This is a genomic window from Leptospira kirschneri serovar Cynopteri str. 3522 CT, assembly GCF_000243695.2.
Classification (GTDB): Bacteria; Spirochaetota; Leptospiria; order Leptospirales; family Leptospiraceae; genus Leptospira; species Leptospira kirschneri.
Genome location: NZ_AHMN02000007.1, coordinates 138,439 through 164,674 on the forward strand (window position 1 = coordinate 138,439; position 26,236 = coordinate 164,674).

Annotated in this window: 18 protein-coding genes and 1 pseudogene; 6 read left to right on the plus strand and 13 right to left on the minus strand. The window is 35.0% G+C overall.

All coding sequences use genetic code 11. From position 1 onward, the window contains the following. The first annotated feature begins 577 nt into the window (after positions 1–577). Positions 578–3,094 carry an ATP-binding protein gene (locus LEP1GSC049_RS216730; protein WP_004767823.1) on the plus strand — a complete coding sequence of 839 codons (2,517 nt, stop codon included), beginning with the start codon at positions 578–580 and terminating at the stop codon, positions 3,092–3,094. Between the two features lie 993 nt (positions 3,095–4,087). Here the strand turns inward: LEP1GSC049_RS216730 and LEP1GSC049_RS216725 are convergent. From LEP1GSC049_RS216725 to LEP1GSC049_RS216705, 5 genes are all read right to left on the minus strand, one after another. Next, the gene (locus LEP1GSC049_RS216725; RefSeq protein ID WP_004756464.1) at positions 4,088–4,789 is read right to left on the minus strand and encodes a FecR family protein; all 702 of its coding nucleotides are present in this window, start codon (positions 4,787–4,789) and stop codon (positions 4,088–4,090) included. 42 nt (positions 4,790–4,831) lie between these two features. Next, a complete protein-coding gene (locus LEP1GSC049_RS216720) occupies positions 4,832–5,239 on the minus strand; it encodes a hypothetical protein (RefSeq protein WP_004756420.1) in 408 nt (135 codons plus the stop codon). A gap of 266 nt (positions 5,240–5,505) precedes the next feature. Further along, positions 5,506–6,510, minus strand: coding sequence for a patatin-like phospholipase family protein (locus tag LEP1GSC049_RS216715; RefSeq protein ID WP_004756482.1), 1,005 nt, complete (start codon positions 6,508–6,510; stop codon positions 5,506–5,508). A 1,089-nt stretch (positions 6,511–7,599) separates the two neighbouring features. Further along, on the minus strand, positions 7,600–8,997 hold the full coding sequence (locus LEP1GSC049_RS216710) for a high affinity choline transporter 1 (RefSeq protein ID WP_004757615.1): 1,398 nt from the start codon (positions 8,995–8,997) through the stop codon (positions 7,600–7,602). 120 nt (positions 8,998–9,117) lie between these two features. Then, positions 9,118–9,303, minus strand: coding sequence for a hypothetical protein (locus LEP1GSC049_RS216705; RefSeq protein WP_004756192.1), 186 nt, complete (start codon positions 9,301–9,303; stop codon positions 9,118–9,120). Here LEP1GSC049_RS216705 and LEP1GSC049_RS216700 point away from each other — a divergent pair. Both LEP1GSC049_RS216700 and LEP1GSC049_RS216695 read left to right on the plus strand, forming a co-directional pair. Beyond that, positions 9,285–9,656: a hypothetical protein gene (locus LEP1GSC049_RS216700; protein WP_004757495.1), complete on the plus strand. Its 372-nt coding sequence runs from the start codon at positions 9,285–9,287 to the stop codon at positions 9,654–9,656. The genes LEP1GSC049_RS216705 and LEP1GSC049_RS216700 overlap by 19 nt on opposite strands. Before the next feature lie 632 nt (positions 9,657–10,288). Beyond that, the gene (locus tag LEP1GSC049_RS216695; RefSeq protein ID WP_016560760.1) at positions 10,289–11,752 is read left to right on the plus strand and encodes a CsgG/HfaB family protein; all 1,464 of its coding nucleotides are present in this window, start codon (positions 10,289–10,291) and stop codon (positions 11,750–11,752) included. A gap of 958 nt (positions 11,753–12,710) precedes the next feature. Here the strand turns inward: LEP1GSC049_RS216695 and LEP1GSC049_RS216690 are convergent. The 5 genes from LEP1GSC049_RS216690 to LEP1GSC049_RS216675 form a co-directional block, all read right to left on the minus strand. Beyond that, a complete protein-coding gene (locus tag LEP1GSC049_RS216690) occupies positions 12,711–12,992 on the minus strand; it encodes a TIGR04454 family lipoprotein (RefSeq protein ID WP_000757100.1) in 282 nt (93 codons plus the stop codon). Then, positions 12,989–14,953: a glycoside hydrolase family 5 protein gene (locus LEP1GSC049_RS216685; protein WP_004759840.1), complete on the minus strand. Its 1,965-nt coding sequence runs from the start codon at positions 14,951–14,953 to the stop codon at positions 12,989–12,991. The genes LEP1GSC049_RS216690 and LEP1GSC049_RS216685 overlap by 4 nt, the downstream gene beginning before the upstream one ends. Before the next feature lie 171 nt (positions 14,954–15,124). Then, complete coding sequence (locus LEP1GSC049_RS216680) at positions 15,125–16,003, minus strand: patatin-like phospholipase family protein (RefSeq protein ID WP_004756483.1); 879 nt, start codon at positions 16,001–16,003, stop codon at positions 15,125–15,127. Continuing rightward, entirely contained in the window at positions 16,000–16,194 is a 195-nt protein-coding gene (locus LEP1GSC049_RS2000000228740; RefSeq protein ID WP_004756413.1) for a hypothetical protein, read from the minus strand. Before LEP1GSC049_RS2000000228740 ends, LEP1GSC049_RS216680 begins: the two co-directional genes overlap by 4 nt. Before the next feature lie 400 nt (positions 16,195–16,594). Continuing rightward, positions 16,595–17,806, minus strand: a complete 1,212-nt coding sequence (locus LEP1GSC049_RS216675; protein WP_004757631.1) for an MFS transporter — start codon at positions 17,804–17,806, stop codon at positions 16,595–16,597. 418 nt (positions 17,807–18,224) lie between these two features. Here LEP1GSC049_RS216675 and LEP1GSC049_RS2000000226110 point away from each other — a divergent pair. The 3 genes and pseudogenes from LEP1GSC049_RS2000000226110 (at position 18,225) to LEP1GSC049_RS216665 (ending at position 22,602) form a co-directional block, all read left to right on the plus strand. Continuing rightward, positions 18,225–19,412, plus strand: a pseudogene (locus LEP1GSC049_RS2000000226110) (acetyl-CoA hydrolase/transferase family protein). A gap of 331 nt (positions 19,413–19,743) precedes the next feature. Further along, the gene (locus LEP1GSC049_RS216670) at positions 19,744–20,202 is read left to right on the plus strand and encodes an LIC_20196 family exoprotein (protein WP_016560733.1); all 459 of its coding nucleotides are present in this window, start codon (positions 19,744–19,746) and stop codon (positions 20,200–20,202) included. A gap of 12 nt (positions 20,203–20,214) precedes the next feature. Further along, positions 20,215–22,602: a C1 family peptidase gene (locus LEP1GSC049_RS216665; RefSeq protein WP_004756304.1), complete on the plus strand. Its 2,388-nt coding sequence runs from the start codon at positions 20,215–20,217 to the stop codon at positions 22,600–22,602. A 332-nt stretch (positions 22,603–22,934) separates the two neighbouring features. Here LEP1GSC049_RS216665 and LEP1GSC049_RS216660 read toward each other — a convergent pair whose 3' ends face one another. The 3 genes from LEP1GSC049_RS216660 to LEP1GSC049_RS0205805 all read right to left on the minus strand — a co-directional run bounded on the left by LEP1GSC049_RS216660 (position 22,935) and on the right by LEP1GSC049_RS0205805 (position 26,210). Further along, positions 22,935–24,293, minus strand: a complete 1,359-nt coding sequence (locus LEP1GSC049_RS216660; RefSeq protein ID WP_004756203.1) for an EAL domain-containing protein — start codon at positions 24,291–24,293, stop codon at positions 22,935–22,937. A gap of 103 nt (positions 24,294–24,396) precedes the next feature. Continuing rightward, positions 24,397–25,815, minus strand: coding sequence for a UTP--glucose-1-phosphate uridylyltransferase (locus LEP1GSC049_RS216655; RefSeq protein ID WP_004757590.1), 1,419 nt, complete (start codon positions 25,813–25,815; stop codon positions 24,397–24,399). Continuing rightward, the gene (locus LEP1GSC049_RS0205805) at positions 25,803–26,210 is read right to left on the minus strand and encodes a G protein-coupled receptor family protein (protein ID WP_016747894.1); all 408 of its coding nucleotides are present in this window, start codon (positions 26,208–26,210) and stop codon (positions 25,803–25,805) included. Before LEP1GSC049_RS0205805 ends, LEP1GSC049_RS216655 begins: the two co-directional genes overlap by 13 nt. Between the last annotated feature and the right edge of the window lie 26 nt (positions 26,211–26,236).

Below are 26,236 nucleotides of genomic sequence, written 5' to 3' on the forward strand. Positions count from 1 at the left end.
TTTCCTAGTGAGTTTGGTAATACGAAAAACGAACGATTTTTAAAAATAGAACTTAAGCCGGAATTATTGATACCTAAGAATAGAATTCATTTACTTTACTCATAACTATATAATAAAGTACCTAATATTTTACATAGAATCAGCGTTTTGTGATAGAATTAACGGTACTCAATTTTATAGAGATCAGTAATACAAATCTAGGTTTAGAGACAAAATTTTAGACGCTTTTGTTCTATAGTTCTGAATAATTTTATACTATACGATGGTTCGTCCAAAGTCACACACACTTAAAAATAGGCCTTTCATAAGTCGGTTTAAATTTTGATTTGATTCAATAGAGTTGTTGAAAAATTCCATAGTTCAATTAACAAAACTACTTCAATCGACCGTTTCCATGAAATAGAAAACAGATGAAGAATTAATTTTTCAACAACTCTAATAAAGAAATTTCCAGAAAATATTTCTTTCTCAAGAAAACTCTGAATCAGATTTTTTGAATATTTTTAAAATTGAATCGCAATCATCCAGATTTTTTGCCATAATCCAACTTACCATTAAAAAGGAATTATTGTCAAAAATGATGAAGTCTTTGCGTATTTCCTGCATGTTTTTCATTCCAATTACTTTTTTACTGAACTGTTCCCAATTCAATCAAAACAACCCTATTGCGTCCAACGGTGTTATTGATTTATCTGGTTGGAACCCTAACATTGAGTCGGTTAATCTAAAAGGAGATTGGGAATTTTGCTGGGATCAATGGATTCCACCAAATGCGGAAGAATCCAAATGGAAAGAAAATTGTAACGGATTCCATCCAGTCCCTGCTTATTGGAAATTTTATAATATTCCCGGAAAAAATTTATCCCCTTTTGGTAAGGCTACTTATCGATTAAAAGTAATTTTACCAACTTACTTTCACGATTCCTATGGTATCCGATGGACTGAAATTTTATCTGCATTTCAAATTTTTATAAACAATAAATCCGTTGCGCAGGTTGGTGTTTTGGGAACGGACTTCAATACCATGATCCCAAAACTTAAACCGGATAGAACCGAAATTGGTCCGTATAACAGTCCCATGACGATCGTCATTTGGGTTTCGAATTTTAATCATCAAAATCACGGTTTTTGGCAACCTCTTTATCTAGGCAGATGGGAAATAATCAGAAATACTCAAGTGAGCCATTTAATGATGGACATTGCAAGTTTTGCATCCGTAGCTTTAATTGGATTTTATCATTTAGTTTTATTCCTTTTTAGAACACGTTCGAAGGAATATTTATTTTTTGGGCTTTTTTGTATTTTGATGGGGATTCGTCAGCTTAGTGTTGAAGATCACGCTTTTATGATATTCTTTCCTGATATAGATTTTGATTTTTATATTCGTTTTATATATTTTACGGTTTTATTGATTGGAATCTTCATGTGTATGTTTATTAAATCTTTATTTCCAAAGGAGGTTTCTTCTTTTTTTATCAATTCGGCGATCGGAGTTTTTGGTTGTTCCGTTTTTATATTAATTCTACCGGTTCGTATCTTTACTGAATTTTTCAGCATTATATTCGTTTTAATCTCCATCCTCCCCCTGGGTTTAACTTTATATTTATTTAAGGCACATGAAATGAAACGAAAAGGTGCCCTACTTATCCTAATCGCATATCTAATTTTTTCCGCGGTAGTAATGAACGATATTCTTTTCACATTAGGATATATTTCGACCGGCTACATCTCCTATATTGGAGTAACCGTTTTTATTTTTTTCCAAGCCGGGGTTTTAGCTCAACAGCTCACACAAGCTTTTAATCGTTCTGAACGTTTAGCTCTAGAATTAAAATCAACTTTACAAGAAAACATTGAAACCCATAACGAATTACTTGCACTGAAAGAATTACAAAATACAAATTTAGAACTTGAGGTTCAATCTAGAACGAGAGAATTACTCAAAGCTCGAGACGATGCCGAATTTGCAAATAAAATTAAATCCCAATTTTTAGCCGCCATGAGTCATGAAATTAGAACCCCTCTCAACGGCATCATAGGTTTGATTGAACAATTTAAATCGACTCCTCTAGACGAGAATCAACAGCATATTCGAAATTTGATTCAAAAAAGTGGAGAGACACTTCTTAAGATCATCAACGATATTTTAGATTTTTCTAAATTAGAAGCTGATAAAATAGATTTAGAACTACAAGAATTTTGTTGGAAAGAAATCGTAGAAGAAACAATAGGTATTTTCCTTTATCAAGCGACTCAGAAAGGTCTTGTTTTATCGATTGATTATTCTCCCGATTTTATCGACAAATCTGTGGGAGACAAACGTAGGATTGTACAAATTCTTTCCAATCTGATTTCAAATGCGATTAAATTTACCGATTCTGGTAAAATTCAAATTCGAGCGCTTTCTGAAAAGATAGAAACAAAAATCGAATATAAGATTCAGGTAATAGACTCGGGGATTGGAATTCCTAGAGAAAAAATCGATTTGTTATTTCAAAAATTTTTTCAACTCGATTCAAGCATTTCGAGGAAATACGGCGGAACTGGCCTAGGTCTTGCAATTTCTAAAAAACTGGTAGAATTGATGAGTGGTAAAATTCATGTATTTCAAAACAAATCGAAAGGTTCCACGTTTGAGTTTACGGTTTTATTATCCGAATTTGTTTCTAAGGATCATCCGACTTACTTTCCGGAAACCACGGACCTTTCTTCTCTATCTCCGAATACTTATATTCTAATCGCCGAAGACGATTCCACGAATATTTTTCTTTTATCCGGTATTCTTAAAAAACTCAAAATCAGATTTGAATTGGCCAAAGACGGTTTAGAAGCAATCACAAAGGTCAAAGTTTCGAGGTTTGATTTGATTTTTATGGATATAAACATGCCACATTTGGACGGGATCAGCGCTTCTAACTTTATTTTGACGGATCCTATGATTTCCCCTAAACCTGTAATTATCGCGGTAACTGCGGACGTTCTTCAAGAAGATAAAATCAAATGTAGACAAGCGGGGATGTCCGATTTTCTAGGGAAACCTTATTACAAAAAAGACATAGAACAGATGATCTACAAATGGCTCGTGATTCATTAGAATTGTTGAAAAATTCCATACTGGAAATTTGCAAAACTGCTTTAATTATCCATTTTAATGCAACAAAAACAGATGAGAATTCATTTTCCAAAAAATCTATTGATTATATTTAAAGAATATTATAATTTTCTACACAATAGATTTGTTTTATAAAACTTATTTTTTTGTAAAAATAAAATGTAGAAACTTTATTTTTATGAATTTTTATAAAATTGAGTGCAGTAAATTTTATTCACTACTCTCTGCTTTAATACAAAATATTGAATTATCTATTCTATAATTTTTGAGTAATCCTGTTTAAACGTTTATAAATCACTCTAAGAGACGTAATTTGTAGGAACTACTACTTTTTGTTGAGGATTCAGAGACGATTCTAAGATTTTAAAAAAGATTTTTAGTTTAGGTGAAAAGTTTTCGTATTCGTGGTAGTTCCTACATTTTATCGTTTTCGGCAAAATAAAATCTTATTCAGTAAATCTTTATAGGCCTAATTTAAAGTGAGTTCGCAGAAAAATCCATGATTCACTTTTTTTAAAAAAACGTGAGTTCGGCATAACAAATGCGAAAGCAATTATTATGCTGCGATCCGTAGAGAGCAGCACCTGAGTTTATTATTCGCCCCAATTTTCTTACATCGAACTCACGTTAAAAAAAGTTAAGATCTGAATTTATAAGGATCGAACCTACTCATCCCTATAAAATTGGGTTCTATAACAAATTGTAACTAAAGACGAAATATCGCATTACGTTTCTCTTATGCAATTTATTAACTGGAGCTAAAAAGCGCGGTCCGGCAACGCCGGACTCACCCAAACTTTCTTACACCAAATTCGCATTCATTTAAGTCGGCCCACAAATACAAACAACTCGGTAAATTTTCAATAATCTAGAATAGTTTCCTACAAATTATATTCTTTGAAACATACACGTTCTTGGAACCGAAATCTTATAGTAAAACTCATTTATAAACGTTCGAGATGAGTCTATATTTTTCTATTCAATAGATTCCAGTTTCTTTTTTGCCAATTCATAAATAACCTGGAACTGCTCGGGAGTCATTTTATTTTGCGCTCCTACAAGAGAATCTTCAATTTCACTATGATTGTGCAAATAAGGAACATTCAATTTTTGTAAATCACTCGGAATGATATAAATCGTTTTGTCTCCTTTGGCTACGGATAAATAATCTGCATCATTAATTTTTTTAGAATGATTTTGATGATTTTCTATTTCTATCTGGCCTTCACAATGACAAGTAAACGTCATATCTCCGTAGACCGAAGTATAAAATTTAGTTCCTCTCACTCCGGCAGTTGTAGTAGGAGTATGAAGATTCATCTTTTCTCCTTTTAACAATTTATTCGTTAAAATCCAAGAACTTCCTTTATCCTGAAAAAAGTTCTTTTCATCCAATGTTTCTTTTACTTGAAATTTAGAATCTGATTGAATTTCTATTACAGTCGAATTCTCTCCAAAAACAAGAGTGGCGACCGACTTAGGTCCGGTCAAAATTATATCTCCGTTTAAAATTTCTTGAGAAACAATCGCTTTAAACTTTTGTTCTCCTCTTTGAACGGAAATTTCTCCTTTTAGAAACGCAATCCTTCCTTTGGCTGGATCTGATTTACTTCCTTTACAATAAAAACTTAAAACGGTCAGACCCACTAAAACAAATAACATAGATACTTTTTTCATAAATTTTGTACTCCGAATTTTAAACGATCTTCTATATGAGGTTTATTTTCGCAACAAGGTTCCTGCAAGATAACCCATAGGTAGATACGCGCCCACTAGATCTAAGACGGTAAACCATAAAGGTGAAGGAAGCATCATCGTATTTGCAATTCCACCGACTAAAAAAATGAATCCAATTCCCATAGCAAGTTTAACTTTATGATTAAAACTTACCTTTGCGGTCAATAACGCTCCAGCAAAAGTACCAAGCGCATGAGCTAAAAACGGTAGAATAAAATGTTTAGGTTCGAATAAATGTAGGGAAGATTTCAGTCCTTCCATTGTAGTCACATCTGCCCCGGTAGGAGGAGGTATGATATGTCCGCTAACCATGATAATTCCCATATTTACAATACTACCAAAAACGGCTCCCGCAAGCAAAGCAATGACGTTTTGAAGGATCGGATTCATATTCTATTGTCCTAATTTTATTTTTTGAACCAACAACTTACTATTTATTTTATAACTCTTATAGATCGATTTTTTTTACTACAAAAAAACAAAATGTAACTTTCAATCTTCTTTTTTATCTAAGAAGTTTATAATATGAAGCAATGGTTTTTATTTTTGAAAACTTCAATAAAATGAATTTTTAATCTGACGGGAACCGCAGAACAACGATTTAGTGTAGAAATTTGATTTTAAAACCAATCGAATGAAAAACAGAGTTTAAATAACTATTTCAACTTTAAAGAAGAAAAGGTTTTTACCCAATCTTTTTTTAGATATTCAAAAATTTTATGCTTATTGAACCGAGCGTCTCTTTTTCCGAGTTCATAAGCCTTTCTGACACCAACCGGATCCGTATAATCGAAAGAAGTGATCGGTAAAGGTTCCGAAGGAGTTTGTAGATAACATCTTTCTAAAAGTTTTGGATCTTTTCCCACGATCGTAGTAGGTTCATAATAAATTCCGATCGTCTTCTTATCAGGAGGAAACGCTTCCAAAAGTAAATTGTTGGTAAGTCCACCATCGAAATAATATTCTCTTTCAAGAGTTTGAACCGAAACGACCGGAGGAACAGAAGAAGAGTTGAGAATGATCTGCTCTACGGTTTGTTCATTGTCGAAATCTTTTTCCGTAAATAAGACTTCTTTCATATTCCAATTTCTGAGTACTCTTTGCATTCTTTCCGTATTCAAACCGCGTTTTCTATCTCTTTCATCCTCTAAAAAAGCTTTTGCGGTCTCTGCAATCAATCTTGCTAATCTAAATTTATTTTTTAGAGAATCTTCCTTTGGAATCGCTCTCAAAGTATGAATATACACCTTAATCCCAGATTGAATTACCTTTTGAAAATCCATGCCAAATCGAATCGTTTTTCGATACATCTCTTCATGCGGAAAAGCTCTTTCTCCTTTAAAGAGTCGACTCCAATAAAAGTTGGCTGGATTTTTTCGAACTATATTTTCAAAAAAGGCGACACATTCCTCTTCGTCTCCACAAATCAAACAGAGCACCATCGCCGCACCGGCAGAAACTCCGGATACTTCCCTAAACTTTAAACCCCAAGATTTAATCTCATGCCCAAAACCCAATCCGTAAAAAGCCTTACATCCGCCTCCGGCGATCGCAAAACAAATTTCGTCTTTCAACCAAAGACCTTGAAATACTTCTCCCAATCGTTTTTGAGGTTCTTGTTTTTTTTCAAATGCGATGGAATCGTCTAAAATGGGGGGCATTCATCTCTCCGAATTCGTATTTTTACCATTTTCAAATCCTATTTACTTTTATGGAAAGAAATTATTTTGTTTTACCACTCGGAACTATATAATAAAATACTCAATCGTTTACATTTCAATAACGTAAACTAAGCGTAAAAAAGTTCGGGCGAATCCGGCTTCGCCGGACCGCGCTTTCAGCTACGATCAACAAATTGAGGGTTCGATTGAAAATAAAAATTTTTCCTAAATTCAATTTGTTGATCCCGCCTCAATCGCTTTCGCATTTCGACTATACCTAACTTACGTTAAACGAAACTTAGTCAGAACATTTACGAGTATTTAATTCTCTAGTAATCAGTAAAAGAATTCTACAAATTTGAATTTAGATTCATTTGATTAGAGTTGTTGAAAAATTTCATAGTTCAATTAACAAAACTGCTTCAATCGACCGTTTCTATGAAATAGAAAATAGATGGAGAATTAATTTTTCAACAACTCTATTTATATAAATTTAAATAAATCGAATATATTTAAAATTGAACTCGATTTCAAAACACGAATGAATAAAATTTCTTTCTTACAAAACTCATATTCAATTAAAAACAATTTAAAAATTTTTAACGATTTATCCTAGTAAATCCTACTTTTATTATATTTCTATTGGTAACTTGCCGCTCAAGCTCATAAAATAGTTTTAAAAATCAGAGATCCATTTTGCAAAGATGGAAAAGTTTACTAAAATTGTGCCAACTCGAAATGATCGGCTTTTCGAAAAAAAATCCTAAATTTTTTAAACAAGCGAATATTTGTGTTGGATCGCGGCAATGTCATACCTATAGAAAACAGGATTTTACGATTAAAATTTATGATACTTACTGACCTTTCTAAAAATAAGTACCGTTCAATCTATCACAAAACAGTGATTCTATGCAAAATATTAGGTATTCTATTATAAGTAATTTTCTAGTGGCCAGTAAAAAAATACTGAAATTCAAGTTATTCTAATATGAACTCAGTCAAAAATAGAAATCTATTTCATCTTAAAATTAAATTACAGTTTTATAAAAACAATCAAACAAATTTATTTTATATGAAATATTAAAACGTTTAATCGTTATTGGTTTTTTTCTGAATATAACCTTTCTGTTCTATCCAATCGCCCAACAACAAAGCAATCCAACTAGAAATCAATCCGGGAATCGAAGCCGGTATTTCTAATGAAATTATATTACAAAAAAGCCATGTACAAAATCCTACAATCATAGAAAATATAGCCCCGGTAGAAGTAGAACTTTTCCGAAAAAGTCCGGCGACAAGAGGGACAAACAAAGAAACAAGACTCAAAGCAGACGCTTGAGATACTAGTTCGTAAATATTACTTTTTGTATTCGCCATTGAAAGAGAGACTAACGTAATTGCTACCACAGAAAGTCTAAACAATCGAAGAAGAGTTCTTTCATTCGTTTTTTTAAAAAAAGGACGGATTACGTTTTCCCCCAAAACCGAGGCAGATGCAAGAATCGCTCCACTGGCTGTACTCATCACCGCAGACAACAGAGCCCCAAAAAACAAGATCTGAGTGAAAAGTCCGGTGTGTGTTAGTACGGTTTTGGGAAGAATCATCTGTGTGTCTTCTTTTGCAATTTCAGGATATATCTTTCTCGCACAAAGCACAGCAATCAAAGGTAGAAAAGCCACGCTCAAATAAAAAAACGATCCCAATAAAGAAGAATAAACGGCTACTTTTTCCGACTTAGAAGCCATTACCCTTTGAAAAATATCTTGTTGTGGAATCGATCCTAGTCCGATCGTCATCCAAGCGGCTATATATACAAAAATGCTTTTAACATTCATCTCAGGAAAAAACCTAAAAAAACCAGGTTTTGTAGACGCAAACACCACCTCGATCCCACCCGCTTTAGAACTTAGATCCCAAACTAGATAAGAAAGTCCTAATACAATCAAAACGGTTTGTAAAAAATCGGTAAGAGAAATCGCCCACATTCCTCCGATTACGGTATAAATCAAAACGACTCCGGCTCCCACAATGATACCGGTAGATACAGGAATATCGGCTAACGAATGAAAGATGATTCCCAAAGCAACAAACTGCGCGGCAATCCAACCGAAATAAGAAGGAATCATAAATACGCTCGATAAAATTTCGGCCCTTCTCCCGAATCGATTCTTATAAAAGTCTCCGAAAGTAAGTATGTTCATTCTATAAAGGGGCCTTGCAAAAAATAAGCCCACAAGAAATAGACAAAGGGCGGCGCCAAACGGATCTTCTATAACTCCTAAAATTCCATCTTCCACAAAACGAGAAGAAGCTCCAAGTAAAGTCTCTGAACCGAACCAAGTCGCAAACAAAGCGGAAGACGCAAGAAATAAAGGTAGTCTTCTGCCTGCGAGCACATAATCCTTTGAATCGCTTACAAATCGAGAAGCAAGCGCTCCGATCAGTATCGTAGTAAACAGATAAAAAATAACCGATATTGCGAGCAATTGATTTCCTTGATTATCTCTTTCTTATATTTTTCTCAGGAATGCAATCTATTCTTGTGTCACAAACAAGTTCGATCTAAAAGAAATTCTCTATTGAATAACGATCACAAAACCGCAATTTCATAAAGAAAATGAATGACCGATTTGACCAAAGATACAGAAGTTTTCAAAAATTGAATTCAATCTGGAATTGTTGACTTCTTTGAAGTAGATCCTACATTTTGAAATAAAGTTTTTAGAAATTTTACCTTTCGAATCCCAATCTTTTTTTCGATATAAAAATAAGGATGTTTTCCAAAGATTCAAATTCTTCTCTAAACAAACTTATACAATTTCAATATTCCATTAAAAACACGTTTCAAATCAAAAAAACATTTATTTTATTCTTTATCGTAGTAACCCTGTTAGACGGTCTTTTTTTAAAATCTTTATTTCCTCAAACAAATCCCCAAGACGCCGCAGAAATAAAACCTTTGTTGAGAGTTTTTCCCTCTTATCGAAGAGAGGAATGCGATTGGGCAATCCGTTGGGACATTTGTTTGAGTTGTTTGAAAATCGGCAGAAGATATGCACAAAAAATTCATTTTTATTCTTCGGGTCCATACAGAGAACATGGATGTTATTCGGAAGAAGAAGGATTTTTTTTAATGGAAGAATAAAAATAATCAGCTTTTTCAAAATGTTCCCATTTTTTCGAAAGATCGTTATCCTTTATTAGATATTCTTTAAGAAAATAGTTGCCGCCAATTTGAAAACAATTCTGATGTTTTCAGGGAACGTTTCAAAATGAAGGTAAATTCAGAAATATAATCACCAAACGGTGATTTAATCCGTTATTTCAATCGAAGATCGTTAAATCATTTTCAAATTGAATATAGATAGAAGTCTGAAATATCCCATTGTTTTGAATTAAAATTTCTCTATTATAAAGTATTTATGCAAGAAGTTATTTCAAAATCATTTTTTTGAAGTTTTAATGATTCCTATAAAATTGAGTGCCCATAAATAAATATTATGATAAAACGTAGATCAACGTAAGTTTGTACAATCCGATGCGAAAGCAATTGAGGCGTAGAAAAACTCTGCGATCGCGTTCTAAATTGTAATTCAAGATAGAATGGCGTATTACGTTTATTTCATACAATTTATTAACTGGAGCTAAAAAGCACGGCTGGCGAAACCGGATTAACTTTCTTACATTTAATTTACGTTATTGAAGTGTAAATGATTGGGTGCTTTATTATATAGTCTTGAGTAGAACAGTTTCTAAGTGAAGAGGTCAACGACATAAATGTTTGCATTACGCTTTTTTAAATTCAAACTTGTTTATATTTTTCTGATTGTATGTGTTATTATTCAATGCGCCACAACCGGAAGTTCATCTATCGAATCCGTGATTCTAAATTTTAATAAAAACAAAAAAAGTTATAAAATCGGAGTGATAGACTTTATCCATTCCGAAAAACAGACGAACCAATACGATTCCATGATTTCAGATTTGTTCATAGTAGAATTATCAAAAGATTCTTCCAATGTTCTAGTCGAAAGAACAAAACTCGCCGAATTATTAGCGGAACATTCATTAGAATATTCTGGTCTTCTTGATTCCGACCAAGCCAGAAAATTAGGAAAAATAATTCCGATTGACCTCATCCTTACTGGATCTTATTCGATTCAAAAAAAACAAACTCAGGAGGAAATTAAAATATCAGGACGTTTTATTCATGTTGTAACAGGTGAAATCATTTATGCCTTTAATACTACGATCACTCGAGAAAGCCAAGACTCAGTAGCTAATCAAAACTCTTCTCAAACGACATCAGAAAAAAAATGTACTGGTAATTCAGAGATAGAAACTCTTTTAAAAGATTTATCAACGGAATCTAAGATTCAAGAACTCGTTCAAAAAGCGAAGAAGGTATCTTTTCAAGAAGAATGCGGAAAAATTCACGGTCTGATACTGTCCAGTTTTATTCGTCATAAAATCGATTCAAAAGAATATAATATTTTTTTAATGGATTCTTTGAAAAAATTTCAAAATCCGAACGAAAATTATAGAGTTTTAGACAGTCTACGGTATTTTCAATTGGATAAACATATAGACGAAGAAGAATGGTCATCCGGGAAAGACGTAATTCAGAGAGTCTCTGCCGGCGGCCTGACAAGACATATTACATATTTATTGAATATCCAATCCGAAACAAATAAACAACTCATTCTAAAAAGAGCAGACGAAATTATGGAGTTGGGAATTCAAAAGAAAATAGGAAGACCTGTCGCCATACGTAAGGAAGAGATTGTGCTTTCTATTTTATACGCTTTACAAGATCCTAAAGCGTTTTTGGATTCGGATTTGACCGCTCTTGTATTTTTTGATAAATACAAAAATATTGTATTTGATACTTCTGCAGAAACGAATAAGATTTTTTCTATTTTTGATTTTTTATCCAACCATTATTTTAAAGAAACGAACGAAAATAAAAAAGAAATGATCTTTTTAAGAATTCAAGATTTCTTAAATTCCGTAAATACCTCAGAGCAAAAAGAAAAAAAATTAGATGACTTTCTTGGAAAACTCATTTCAGCGGCAGGTAGGTCTAAAACATCTGAAGCCGCATTGTACAAAACGAACTTTAAAAATCTTTTTCGATCTTTATCAAAAGAAATTTGTGCGGTTGCAGATAAAAATCCTTATCCAGCGCAAAAAAGTTCTAGAATCAAATTTCTTTCGGAAAACGAATGTATTTGCAAATGATCCTTTCAGAATTTCTATCGATCTCCGTATATTAGAATAACATGAATTTTGAAAATAATTTCTATTTAACGCGCGAGTTCGGTATAAGGAATCTGTTTTCTAAAATTTCGTTTTATCTTGAAAAATGGATGTGGGAACTCTTACAAAACCTTAAAATTGCCACAAATACTAAAATGTGGGAACTACCACTTTTAGAAAATTCTTTTCACTTTCTAACGCCGAACTCACGTTATTTAGAGCTTGTCCAAAAACCTCAAAAAATTTTACACAATAATTCTTTAGAAATTTTTAATAAAATGAAGTAGTTCCTACAAATTAAGTCGCATTTGGCAATTTGTGAACTTTCGAGTAGTTCTAATGTCGTTAAATTTTCGTAGTAGTTCCCACATTGGACGGTTTTGGGACAAACTCTTAGAAATAAAATTTTAATCACTTATTATATATAAACGAAGTATTACCGACTTCTATAATTTTTTAAAAGTAAGAATTCCCACAAATTACGTCTCTTTTAAATGGTTCTTGCGTTTCTAAAATAACGTGAGTTCCGATGCAAAAGTAATTGAGGCCTCAGTAACGCTCTCAAACTCAGCGTCCACCCCTGAACTCAGCAAAACGCTTTTTACGAAAGCGTTTTAGGTCGTTTCGACAGATCGCGTTCTAAATTGTAACTAAAGATGATTATTGTATTACGTTTCTCTCATACAATTTATAGACTGAAGCTAAAAGTACGATCCGGACGCCCCGGTTTTTTTACAGATTCAGTCACATTACGAACTTTTAAACATTCATTTTAAGTGATTGAAGTTCGTTCGTATGAACTTCCACAATTTTAATAGAAAAAAAGGATTTTACTGTAAAATTGAAATTTGCAGGAGTTCCCACATTTAAAAACAATCGTCGTTTTGAAAGGAAGTTTGCACCCCGTGTTATTTTACCGAGGTGCGGAAGGAAAAAATTTTTATTTTTTACAAGCCTGAATAGCTGGAATACTTTTTGCAGATTTAAGACAAGTAAGATCAAATTTTCCAGACATACATTCTTTTTGTAATACTGGAACTAAAGTAGCTTTCATAGTTGCGATGTTTGCTGCGTCTTCAGGTTTTTGTCCAGCAGTCAGATTGGTCAACATTTCATCTACAATAGGAGCACATTCTTCAGCTGAATGTTTAGCACCTCCACACATTACGGTCAATGAAAGAACCGCGGCTACACTTAGGGAAATCATAAGAACTTTTTTCATTGAATCTTCCTCTTTTGAGTCTTGGAAACCACTTTAGTTCTATCTTGTTCCCTGGAAAGTGATTTTTTGGACGGGTAAACGGTTATTCCATAATCAAGGATTCCTTTTTCCCCTTTAAATTTTAATATCTTGGTACGAGGATCATATTGATACGTTCCAGCGTTGACTAAAACCTCAAACCCTTTTTTATAATGAATTTCCGGGATAAAAATTTCTGTTTCCGGAAACAAATTCCCTTCCTGTCGAAACGCATATTTAAATAAGGATCTTTCCATATCAAAAGTTAAGGCAACAGGAAATCCTTTGGTTCGTATCGGATAAGGACGACTAAAAGCCCGAACCGCCCTTCCCCCATCTTCATCGTAAGAAGAAGGTGTATCCTGGGAATAAATAGACAAATCTTCTTCATTCCATCTATCTCCCAAACTATGAGTATGATCGGGAGTATAATTCCATAACGCCAGATTTACGAAATTTTTTTCCACTGCTTTCATGATTCGATCAAGAGCCTTCTCCAATACGCCGTAATCATTTTTGAGATACGCTACTCTGTGATTGAGGTCCATAGGGATTCCGGTTTCTCCGATTACGGTAGGACAATTGCCCATTTTTTTCTCGGACATTTCCCGGATCATACGAATCGTTTCCTCGTAGGCATTGTCTATATTCTCTTTTCCGAATATTGGTTTTTGCTTAAATACGTGTACCCCAAACCAAGGGAGATAACGTTTCAGCATAAGAACAGATATATCGTACCAATGTGTCGCATTGATTACGGATCCTTGATTTTTTTTGGGAATTTCTTTCCACTCCAGTTCGAGTTTAGAAGGATCACTTTCGATAAAAATATGAAATCTGTTTTCTAATTTTTGTACCCTTTCTTTAAATTTTTTAATAAAAGGATACATAAAATCGGAATAGAATTCGTATTTTCTTCCGTTCTTCCTATAAAAATATTCCGGCTTCAACATCATAGGAGCACCATTTGGATCGTAATCCCAAACTCCGTGATTTCTCCAGATACATTGATGTCCCCTTTCCCAAAGTGGAACCCCTTCTGGATTCAATCGTACTTTACCAAATGGCAAACTCCAAAAACCCAACATATACGCTTGCTCTGCGGAAACCGCACGTCCTTCGGAAAGATACATTTCTTGAAAAGGAGAAGATTTTATTACTTTTCCAAATCCGAATCCGTCAAATTCTCCCAGATTTTTTTTACCGATCCATCCGGGAGAAGGTTCGTTTAACGTATCAAAGCCGATTACGTTTTTATATTTTTTGAGCCTGCGAACAATCTTAAGCACAGAATCTATATAATGATCCTGTAAAAAATCCTGAACGTTTTTTCCGTCTATCTTTGTATCCGGTGCAAATTCTTTTCCTCCGAAAAATAAAGAGAACATCGTTGCACAAGAGTATTTTTGATAGTTCAGAGGCCAGGACATTCTTCTATAATTTTTTCCATGATAATGATGAACGATCGCTGTTTCAGAATTTCGAATTTTGGAAATATTCATCCCTAATTCTTCCAAAGTCCAACCAGGAGCACCGTCACCTCCCGTAAATCGAGACCATACGTCTTGATGTGGATCTATAAAAAGATAAAATCCTTTTTTTGCCGCGAGAGAAACCATTCTTTCCACATAGTCTATATATTCGTTGTCGTATTTTCCGGGACCTTTATGCTCAATCGCTTCCCACGTTATGAGAAACCGCAAAAAATTAAATCCCCATTTCCTCAATCTATCGAAATGTTCTTCCGCCTGGTCTTCTTTCAAAGGTCTTCCTACAAAAGACACATTTTTATGATTATTGAATGTATTTGTTTGATCGAAATGTGTGGTGCCGTCCGGTCTTAAAGGAAGTTTTGCGGAACCGGAAAGATTAACTCCGCGTAATTGATAAATCGCTCCGTCTTTGGAGGCGAAATGTCCGTTTTTAACGAATAATTCTTCCATATATTCTCCGAATTGAATTCCTTTATTTATTTGCTTTTATGATGTTTTGATCCATAAAGAAAATTGAATTTAAAGAGCCAATGTAAACTTGTTCTAAGGATCACAATTCAGATCGTTCTATTTCCTGAATGTTCTGCAAAGAGCAATCGCTCCGCTATTCTTTGAATCACTTTATTCTCTAAATTGAATTCTTGCGTCCTCATATCCACGACTAATCAAATAGTCCGCTTGCACTTGAGAAAAGTTAAGAATACTTCCAAATCCCAAAGAAGTTCTGGGACCAATCGTTCTGATCTTGAGTTCGGGGCGATCCGCGCTTGGAATCGTTAAAAGAGAAGAAAGTTTAGATTTTTTCCCTTTCCTCTTTTTTTTCTCAAAGTTTAAATTGGACATCACAGTTTGATAGGATCCGATGAGTGAAAGTTCAAAAACTCTTTCTATACCTTCTCTTCTTGTTTTAGGCAATCCCATATCGATTCCTCCAACAGGAGAAAGAAGTACCACAACAATATCGGTCGCTCCTCGTTCCACAGCAGGTAAAATCGGTGTATTTGCCATAACACCTCCGTCCCAGTGAGGTTTTCCATCTACATACTGCCAAGGGAAAAACATTGGAATCGCAGAAGAAGCCATTACGTGTTCTATATCAATTTCCTTATTTCTAAAAAATACAAGTTCCGCTGTGAGAATGTTAACGGCAGTAATGATCACTTCCGTAGGATTTTTTCTTAAATTACGGAAGTCCAAATGAGAATAGAGTAAATTTTTAAGAGGAGTTGTATCGGTCAAAGGAGAATAGCTTTTAACAAAAATATCTACTAGATCGTTCCAGATAGAATAGCGCATCACTTTTTTAGCTTCGATAGATTTCCATAACTTTGTGATTTCTGCGGAATTCATTCCGCATCCCATCGCTGTCGCTGTGATCGCACCTACAGAAGTTCCGCAAATAATATCCGGCTTGAATTGAATTTCTTCCAAATACCGGAGTACACCCGCCTGATAAGCGCCTCTGGCTCCACCTCCGGATAAAATAAGGGCTCGTTTCATTCTACCTGAATCTCAAAGGCTCGTAAAAAAGAGAAGGATTTTCGTTTTATATATATGTTAGAAAGATTTTTTAGGAGAAACCTTCTGAGCGACTGCATCGTTTTATCGACATTCATCTGTCGAAAATCGGAAGCTCTTAGAATGACCAGTTCTAGAAACTCAGAAAGTTCAGCGGTCTGATTGGATTGCAATAGCCAAACTACGGCTGAATTGCAAGTGGTACCCTGGCTATTGCTCAGCCACCTCACAGGTCAATTGTTTACAACAACTATCATTCACTAGACCACCTCCTTTCGTGTAACAGCAAAATATTCTGTCTCATTGAAATGTCAAGAACAGAGTAATTTTTTTGAGTCAATTTTCAAAACCAAAACTCAAATCAAAATGTATGAGTTCCCACATTTTAGAATGATACGCTGTTCAATACAAACACTACGAAAACAAAATTAAAGTTGTTGAAAAATTTCATAGTGGTGGTTCACAGAACTGCTTCACTCAACCATTTCATGAAACAGAAACAAGATGGAGAATTCATTTTTCAACAACTCTATTAACATATAGATCATTGAATCTAATTTTACCCAAACATATTCAAGAAACCGCTTTTACTTTGGAAATTAATATCAGTGCAATTAGATTAAATCCCATCGCCAAATAACCGGCTATGTCGTAATTTTGATAAGGAGCAGTAGGACTCGCCGCCACTAAAATACTTCCTCCGATTGTAGCCCCTAAACCGGAAGCCAGGTTTTGTAACGCGGAGATTACGGTCATAAAACGACCCCGATCTCTTGGCTCGGTCGTGGAAGTGATCAATGCCAAAGCAGGAATCCATCTTCCGGATACAATCACCATAAAAGTTGTAGTTAGAATCAATACATTGACCAGAGTCGTTTGACCTAAATTGGTCATGATAAAAATCGGAATACAAGATAAAGGAACTAGAATATAGAATACTTTATGCTTTCCAATTTTATCCGAGGCGATCCCAACTCCTCTGGAAGAAAAAAACGTAACAAGCCCTCCAAAAAAATAGATCCAAGAAATATTTTCTTTAGGAATTCCTACATTTCTTTCCATATAAGGAGCAATAAAAGGAATTACAGTAAAACCACCAAGAATTACGAACATAATCAACATATAAGAAGCCATATATCTTTTATAAGTGAAAATTCTTAAAAAATCCTTAACTGGATCTTCTCCTGTAGATTGAAAGGGAGGAATACTAGGCAAATGATAATACATCAAAACTAAAATCGGAAGACTCAAAAAAACGATTCCTGCAAAAGACATGTTCCAGCCATAAAACTCAGCTACCTTTAAACCCAAAGGAATTCCGATCACCGAAGAAACGGAAAAAGCACCCATAATTGCGCCCATTGCTCTTCCCCTTCGATCCATAGCGATTACATCTCCTACGATCGCAAAAATGACAGAGCTTAAAATTCCCCCAAACGAACCTGAAACGATCCTAGCAATCAAAAGAAAAATATAAGAATCGGCTATTGCACAAAAAGCAGTTCCAATCATAAAACCAGAATATAAAAAAATCGCTGCAGACTTTCGATTGAATCGATCAATCAACAGAGCCCCTACAATTCCTGCACAAAATGCACTGTATGTATATGCGGAAATCAATAATGAGAATTCTTGAGGATTGATATGAAACGATTCTTGAAAGTAACTCCCCAGAGGCATCATAATTACAAAATCCAGAATGTGAGTAAATTGAATCGATGCTAATACGAAAATTAACATCGGCTCTGATTTTACGTGAATGTTACGAATAGGATGAGAAGACATATTGGATAAACTTGTAAACTATGGATTTTCTGTAGATAGAAAAACAACAAAATTGGATTGAACGCTACAATTTCTTTATAGAAAATTTTTTAAAAAGTTTCATGATTCTGTAAATTCTGGGTTATAAAAATAAACGTTTATTGTAATATTCAGATGCTAAAATACAGAATAAATTGAAAAACTTTGAACTCTATTTCGATTTTATAAAAAGAAAAACTCAGATAAAACTTAATGTTATTACTCATAACTATATAATAAAGTACCTAATATTTTACATAGAATCAGCGTTTTGTGATAGAATTAACGGTACTCAATTTTTAGAGATCAGTAAGAATAATACAATACCCGAATCGAATGATTGCTGATTGGTTGAGTATTGAATTTCTAATACACCACATTTTTCTAGTAAGGAAAAAAATTGAAATTTAGAACCAACTATCCATTCACTTCAGCAGACTTGGCGGTCTCTTCCGTAAAATCAGGACAAAGGGTTTTTATCCACAGCGTTGCCGCCGACCTACTCTTTTAATCCAAACCTTAACCTCACGCGCAAACGAACTGGCCAATGTTGAAATGATCCATCTTCACACAGAAGGTAAGGCTCCATGCAGAACCCGGTATGGAAGGAAAATTTTTTACGAATTCCTTATTTGTAGCAGCCAACACCCGGAAAGCAGTCGAAGAAGGTAGAGGAGATTATATTCCAATTTTCTTAAGTGAATGCCCTTCCTTATTTCGGAAAGGAATCCTTCCGTTAGACGTTGCGTTGATACAAGTTTCCCCTCCCGACAAACATGGATTTTGCTCTTTAGGCGTTTCGGTTGATATTAGTAAAGCGGCTGCAAAAACGGTCATCGCGCAAGTAAACGTGAACATGCCTCGTACTTCATGGAGACGGAATCATTCCTATAGATAAAATTCATTCTTTTGTAGAAGGGAATCTTTCCTTACACGAACATTTTTCAGAAAAACCTTCGGACATAGAACTTGCCATCGGCAAAAACGTAGCTTCTTTAATCGAAAACGGGGCCACGTTACAAATGGGAATCGGAGTCATTCCAAACGCAGTACTGACTTGTCTGACCTCTCATAAGGATTTGGGAATTCATAAGAAAAAACATCCTGGCAAAATTGTTTCCGGCTTTGTTATGGGAACTAGAAAACTTTATGATTTTATAGACGATAATCCAGAAGTTTCCATGTTAGATATTAGTTATATCAACGATCCTCATGTGATCCGAAAAAATCCAAAAGTAACCGCGATTGAAGTGGATTTAACCGGTCAAGTCTGTGCAGATACGATCGGTACAAAACAGTATTCCGATGTGGAGGTCAGATGGACTTTATCCGAGGAGCTTCTCTTTCTGAAGACCAATCATCGCACTTCCTTCTACCACGTCCAAAGGAGAATCCAGAATCGTTTCTTTATTAAAACCGGGAGCGGACGTAGTAACGACCAAAGCTCATGTTCATTTCATCGTGACCGAATATGGAATCGCAAATTTATACGGAAAAAATTTGAGACAAAGAACTGATTTCAATTGCACATCTAAATCATAGAGAAAGTTTAGAAAAGCAGGCGCTCTCTCGTTTTCGGATCCTTTGAAAATTAGAAAGATTTCTATAAAATTTCAAAACAATATTTTCATGAAGAATTATTTCTTAAACACAACCTTTTGACTACAATTGATCGTGTCTAAACTCTACTTTAATAGGCTTCTTTAAAATCAAATTTCTACATGAAATCTCCGTTTTACGACCTTCATCTATCAAAATTCATTTTACAGAGATCCCTAGATTGATTGCGAAATAGTGATCGGTTAGATACACAAAATTGTTCAACTCCAGTAAAAGACACATTCGGTTTAAAAAATTTCTTGCGGAGAGAGTTTGAAAATTCATACTTCATTTTTGGCTTCGGCCCAACGGAGATAAAGATGAATTTAAAAACGTTTTCCTGGATCGGTTTTCTGTTATTGACCCTACCAATTTTGTCGGTTCCAACTCCCCCTACATTGGAAACCCAAATTAAAAATTCAGACTACATTGCGTTGACCAGAATTACAAACGTTCGAGAAACAAAAATTTCAGAAACCTCAATTTCAGTCACGGCCACAGTAGAAATTTTAAAACCCTGGAAAGGCGCCGAAAAACTTCCTTCTAAGTTTGAAATCGGTTTTATGATTTTTCCCGAACTTCTAGGTAAATGGCTCAAGGCCTCTCCTCCCGAAGGAGATTATATTTTATTTTTAAACCAAAAAAAAGTCAAGGATAGCAAAGGTAACGAATCTTCGTTGATCGTTCTCTACGAGCCGCATCCTTTTGCGTTTAAAGAATATTCCAGAGTGATGGAAAATGAAATCGTAGAAATCGTCCGATCTCAAAAAGGGAATTAAGAGGAAAAGTATATGAGAATTTTAAAATATTCTATTTTAATTATTATTTTACTACTAAACTTCCAAACTTCTATCTTTGCACAACCCTCTTTTCGTTCTTTAGGAATGAAACAGGAATCCTCCGAACTTCTATCTTCTTTAAAAGAAACAAATCCTTATGGGATCTCTCATAGAGGACTTGCTTCCAAAGTGGATCTTTCTCCTTCTATGCCTCCCGTAGGAAACCAGGGCGAACAAGGCAGTTGTGTTGCTTGGTCCACTGCCTACGCGACTAAAAGTTTTCAAGAATATATAGAAAGAAAAAGTTCTAAAGATTGGTCTCTCAGAACTGCCCAAGGAACTCCGAACTATAGTAAAATTTTTTCTCCCGCATTTATATACAATCAGATCAACGGCGGAAGAGACAATGGATCGTTGATTTCGGACGCAATGAAAGTGATGGTGGAAATGGGAGCGGCTACCTGGGAAACCATGCCTTACAATCCCGCGGATTATAGAACCCGTCCTTCTCAAGCTGCAATCGAAGCTGCTTCTAAATACAAAGCGAAAGAATTCTTAAGAGTAAAAACCACCGATATGAACGAAGTCAAAGCTCAACTTTCGGAAGGCAAACCAGTCGTCGCAGGGGTTTTGGTTTATGAGAATTTCTTTAATCTCAAAGGGGATCAAATCTACAAAGAAGGTTTAGGCAAAACCTACGGAGGACACGCGATCGCCTTAGTAGGTTATGACGATTCTAAAAACGCCGTCAAATTTATCAATTCTTGGGGAACGGATTGGGGAGACCAAGGCTACGGATATATAGACTATCGTTGGTTTACTAAAATCTGCCAAGGCGCTTTTGTAATGATCGATCAAGTAGAAACCGTCATAGATCAGCCGGATTCTAGCAGTACTCCAGAAGTTGTAAACGATTCTAATCCTACAGCGCCCTCTTCTATTACTGCTTCTCAAGGAAGTTTTATAGATAAGGTTTTGATCAACTGGGAAATCGTTCCGAATGCAGTCGGTTACGAAATTCATAGAAAAGGCCCAGGAGATTCCAACTTTGGAAAAGTAGGATTGTCTGCTACCAATAGTTTTAACGACGATGGGGTTCAACCTAACCTTGCTTATAAATATAAGATTCTAACTTTAACGGATTCTTCCGCTTCTGATTTGTCCCAAGGAGAAGTGATCGGATTTGCAAAAACGGAAGAATTAAAACCTCCTCCTAAAGTTTTAGGAGTCAAAGCAACTCAAGGACAATATGATAATAAAATCGAACTCGTCTGGGAACCTGGAGACGCTTCTTCCGAATATCAAATTTTTAAATGGAATAAATCTCAGAAAAGATACAGTCCGATTGGAACTTCTAAAATCAATAGTTACGTAGATACATCCGCGGCAAAAAAAGGGGTTGTAGAAATTTATGTGGTTTCCGCAAAACTAGGAGGAAAAACAGGAGAACCTTCAGATGCAGCGAGCGGTTTTACTTCTCAGCCTAAAACTCCTCCTGCAAAACCGTTGGGTTTAGTAGCCAGTCGAGGTGCTTATCAAAATAAAGTAGAACTAAAATGGCAAAAGGTTTCTGGAGCTTCTAAATATCTAATATTTCGATATATCAAATCCGGTTGGATTGGAGGTGGTGCTTGGGAAAAAATTTCCGAGACGGGAAATGAAGAGTTTATCGATGAAAATCTTCCCGCACGTTATGCGTATTATTCTGTGACTGCGGTCAATACAGAAGGTAAAAACGGACCTTTTTCTAGTTTTGCTTACGGTTATACGGATCCAAATAAACAAAGAGGTGTTAAACTATCTTCCCCTGAAAACGTCAAAGGTGTTTTAGACGTCAAAGAAGCCAAAATCAGCATAACTTGGAACCCAGTTAAAGAAGCATCAGAATATTATGTTTTTCGTAAGAAGAGAGGAGAATCAAAATGGACTTTTTTAGGTTCGGCAGGGAACAAAAATAATTACGTGGCAGACGTTCCGGAAAAAGAGACCTTATTTCTTTATTCCGTAACTTCTAAAACCGATTTAGGAGGAGAAAGTGGAAACTCACTTCCAGTCTCCGCTGTAATTTCCACTGCAGTTGTAGCTCCTAAAAAAAGAACCTTTGGAGGAGATTCTACTCTAGAAAAATTCAAAGGGCCTTGGACCGCAATGGCCTGGGACGGTAACAATGGAGTCAGCCAAGTACTTTTAGAAATCGAAAGCCAGGATAACGTCAATTATACGGTAAAATTTAATAAGAAAAAGGTTTTTGAAGGTAAGTATGTAGAAGAATCTCCGATCATAGACAAGGACGGAAAATTCAAGATAGAAATCGAAAAAACGGGTGATGCTCTTTCTGTTACGATGAAAGATCCGTCTATCGTAAATCAAAAATCCAACTTGTCTTTTCTTAAAGAATAATTGAAATCATTGTCCCAAACTTTTAAAAGATCGGAATTCTATCGTTTTAAAGATCGATTCGGTTTGGGACAAGTTCTTAGTTTTAAAGATCTCTATAAAATCGTTTTTTTCATTTTGTAGTTGCCACAAAACAGTGATTTTACGCAAAAATTTATTTGAACGATTGTCGCCTTGCGCTTCATAAGGTTCTCTTTAATTTATCAAAAAGTTAGAATATATTGATTTTCTAAATTAATATTTTACACAAAGCCTGTTTCTTAAAATTTTGTTTTACCGTGAAAATTAAATGTGGGAACTATTACAAAACTTCGAAATTTGAGAACTACCACATTTTATGGAACAAGCTCCAATTGTCTTGCAAGTTCGAATATATTTCCTTTTTCTTTCAATTGCAAAAGTAGTTCCTGAGAAGTCAAAATCTGATTTACCGCCGTCTCTGGAAGATCCTGCATATCCTTAAAGATTTCCTTATATTCTCTAATGGAAATTTTTTTACAAAAAAGATTGGCTTGGAAATAATAAACTTGATGTGTAAGCAAGAAGTTCAAGGAATCAATGTCTTCCAAGGCCTCCGCCGTAATGATCGCTTCCCGATTATCCGAAAGCCTTCTACAATAATCAATAAACGCCAAGTTATCTAAAAATTTGGTAAGGTCCTGATCTGCTTTGAATTTAAAACTGATCGGATCTAGTTTGAACTCTTTGATCATCTCCCCTAAATCCAAAACAATCTGATGACTTTGACTTTTGACTCCGAAGTCGTCGGCTGCAAAACTAATTCCAAAATTCCAAAATCTTTTACAAACACTTTTAAGAGTGACGTCTTTTTCTTCGTACGGTTTTTCAATCAATTCCATTCTTATTAGAAATGGATTTAAATTTTGGTCTAGTAAAAGATTATGAAAACGTGTTACTTTTTCGTCCGTATCAAAAGTATCAATGAGAGTTTGAGGGGAAATATTAAACTTTAAAAGACCGGGCGCTCCGTTACAACACATAGTCAATTTTTCTAATATTAACAGTTCGATTCGATTTAGATCTTGATCGTGAGGAATATCTCGAATTAAGTCCGCATAACCAGCGTAAGCTTCTCCACCTACGAACACTTCTCCGCCTTTCATAGAATATGACTGCGTTTTATGATTATAATGAATGATCGGCTGGATAACAGCGTCTGCTTTTTCTCCGGCAAAGTAATCGTTAACTCGATTAAGATAAGTCCAACTCCAACGGATTAGATTATCCTGTAAGTTTTTAAGAGAAGAAACTTCCAACTCGTGAAAGATTTCATCCACATAAGAAATATAATTACATTGTGTTCTTGCAATTCCAAAATCGAAATTCATAGAACCACTTTTGATCGAAATTTCTCTTAATTTTCCAAGAAGAGAATCAAAATTTAAAAAACCATTCGAACTCGAACCATTCACTTGAAGCGGAGCGACTCCGATCAATAGACTCTTTTTATCTCCATAACAATAATAAGAATAATGGCTTTCCGCGCCTGGATATAATTCGGAAATTTTAATCGGAACAAGTTGTAGGAAATCGAGAAAAGATAGGGATTTTATATCTTGAAATCGAAGAAGAACGATCGGCTTCCCTCGATTTTCGTTGATAAATACATTCTTGAATTGTTCAATTTCACCTTCGTCAAAGGATCGGATCTTAGGACTTTTATAAGTTGTCATTTTAGCCTTTGTGATTCAAAAAATCTTTTCGGATTTTCATTTGAACCAGAACGTTTAAACAAGTTCAAATAAAAGATCCGATAAAGGATTTTCTTTGTAAAGCCTAAAAGGAATATTTCCCAGATTCTAAAATTTTAGTTTTTAAATCTGATATTCTTCGAGGTACTGTTTCGTTATTTTGAATTACAACCTCTCCCACTATGGAAATTTTTTGATCGAATAAAATTTCTCCTTGAATGATAAGAGAAGAACAAAGTTCTAAAGAAGGAATTTCTGGAAAAAGTCGATTAAAGTCTCCAATCTTTTTATAATATCTTTCATCCAGATGAATCAGTATTTCACCTAACCCGGATTTTTTCCTTTTGTCGGACATGGTAATAGAATAGTTTTCTAAAAGGTGATACGCATCCGATCTACGAGCAAGGTAATCCTCGCATTTTTTTACAGGGGCAAATCTATCTCTAGGAATGACAATCCCTTTAACCTTTTCAAAATTTCGGATCGCAGAACCCATCGCAGTTTCGAGTTGTAGAACTTCTTGTCCTTCAATCGTTTTTGGATTTACGATCAGAGAAAGTTCAAAACTTCCACGAAGAATTCTTTCTCGAAGGGCAAGCAAATCGATCCAAAGATTGTTTGTTGAAAAAGTTCTGAACTTACCTAAACCTTCAAATTCGTGCATGTATTCCGGTGGAACCTGAGCCGTTTCGAGGAGTTGATAATTCTCCGCTCTTCCAGCAACCATTCTTTTGTAAATCGCTCCACCTTTTTTATCTGCAAGAGTTTTAGGAGTCATCTCCATACAAAATTCCAATTTTTCTTTCAATATATAAGAAAGAATTCCTGGATGTACCGTAGCTCCTAAATTGTCTCCGTTGGATACAAAAGCAATTTTGTATCCGTTTTGAATGAGAGTGTCTAAAAGCCCAGTTTCCAAAAGAGAAATCCATATATCCCCGTGACCGGGAGGGCACCACTCTTCATCCGGATTTTTGCAACTAATAGGTGTTAGGTCCTTTTTCAAAAGACGAGGCACTTTATGTTGTAAAAAGGAAGTGGGAAATTTTTGACGGAATCCGATCCGATTCAACTCCTCTTGACTTTCCTTTTGTGTGCTAAAACTATCCATTAGAATCAAAGGAACGGATACGTTATACTTTCTTTCAATGACCTCGGATTGTTTTGCGACGATCTCTAAAAAGGACATTCCATTTTTGAGTTCGATTAAAGATTTAGGACCGGAAAGTCCCATCGAAGTTCCAAGTCCGCCGTTGAGTTTGATAACCACTAAGTTTTTAAGAATCGAAGGATCTGGAACATTCTCACTTTCAATTTGTTCCAAAGTGATCTCGTCCGTTTTAGGATCTAAATCACCTACTTCTTCCCAACGAACCATTCCAGTTTCTCCGTTTCGAACCAGATCGGTTTTTTTCAAAAAGTCCTGGATAAAAGCAGAAGATAAACCTTCGGAAGTCATTTTATTTCGGATGAGTTCATCCGATTTCGATTTTAGCGAATCCATTTTACCACCGATTTGCTGTTGTATTGTTCATCGAACTCGGTGAATTCAATCCAGAATTTTTCGACTGGGTTCGAAGGTTCGTAAAAGAGTTTCACTTTTACTTCTTTTCCTTTACCTGGAATTTCTTGAGGAATCTCTTCGTTCTCTTTATACAAGGGAAGAAAAATAAGATACGTATAAATATAAACGATTTTTAACGGAGTTTTTTTATAGACCAGAACTCCCTTACCCGTTAGATCCCTTTTTAAAATTTTAGCATAAGGAACCGGAAAAGATTTTCTCCAGGTTTCTTTGAAATTTCTCTCCATACCGGAATGGGTCGGGATATTTGAATGGACAACGGAGGGTAGGCTTAAAAAAATCCATAAGGAAAGAACCAGCTTCTTTGTTTTCATGAAAGACTCTGACAGTCTTGTCTTTT

Bases quoted from the DNA above. Each gene is read 5' to 3' on its own strand.
- LEP1GSC049_RS216680 (WP_004756483.1), bottom strand. From the start codon at position 16,003: ATGAAACGAGCCCTTATTTTATCCGGAGGTGGAGCCAGAGGCGCTTAT.
- LEP1GSC049_RS216730 (WP_004767823.1), top strand. From the start codon at position 578: ATGATGAAGTCTTTGCGTATTTCCTGCATGTTTTTCATTCCAATTACT.
- LEP1GSC049_RS216725 (WP_004756464.1), bottom strand. From the start codon at position 4,789: ATGAAAAAAGTATCTATGTTATTTGTTTTAGTGGGTCTGACCGTTTTA.
- LEP1GSC049_RS216665 (WP_004756304.1), top strand. From the start codon at position 20,215: ATGAGAATTTTAAAATATTCTATTTTAATTATTATTTTACTACTAAAC.
- LEP1GSC049_RS216720 (WP_004756420.1), bottom strand. From the start codon at position 5,239: ATGAATCCGATCCTTCAAAACGTCATTGCTTTGCTTGCGGGAGCCGTT.
- LEP1GSC049_RS216660 (WP_004756203.1), bottom strand. From the start codon at position 24,293: ATGACAACTTATAAAAGTCCTAAGATCCGATCCTTTGACGAAGGTGAA.
- LEP1GSC049_RS216715 (WP_004756482.1), bottom strand. From the start codon at position 6,510: ATGCCCCCCATTTTAGACGATTCCATCGCATTTGAAAAAAAACAAGAA.
- LEP1GSC049_RS216695 (WP_016560760.1), top strand. From the start codon at position 10,289: ATGTTTGCATTACGCTTTTTTAAATTCAAACTTGTTTATATTTTTCTG.
- LEP1GSC049_RS216655 (WP_004757590.1), bottom strand. From the start codon at position 25,815: ATGGATTCGCTAAAATCGAAATCGGATGAACTCATCCGAAATAAAATG.
- LEP1GSC049_RS216675 (WP_004757631.1), bottom strand. From the start codon at position 17,806: ATGTCTTCTCATCCTATTCGTAACATTCACGTAAAATCAGAGCCGATG.
- LEP1GSC049_RS216690 (WP_000757100.1), bottom strand. From the start codon at position 12,992: ATGAAAAAAGTTCTTATGATTTCCCTAAGTGTAGCCGCGGTTCTTTCA.
- LEP1GSC049_RS0205805 (WP_016747894.1), bottom strand. From the start codon at position 26,210: ATGAAAACAAAGAAGCTGGTTCTTTCCTTATGGATTTTTTTAAGCCTA.
- LEP1GSC049_RS216685 (WP_004759840.1), bottom strand. From the start codon at position 14,953: ATGGAAGAATTATTCGTTAAAAACGGACATTTCGCCTCCAAAGACGGA.
- LEP1GSC049_RS216670 (WP_016560733.1), top strand. From the start codon at position 19,744: ATGAATTTAAAAACGTTTTCCTGGATCGGTTTTCTGTTATTGACCCTA.
- LEP1GSC049_RS216700 (WP_004757495.1), top strand. From the start codon at position 9,285: ATGTTTTCCAAAGATTCAAATTCTTCTCTAAACAAACTTATACAATTT.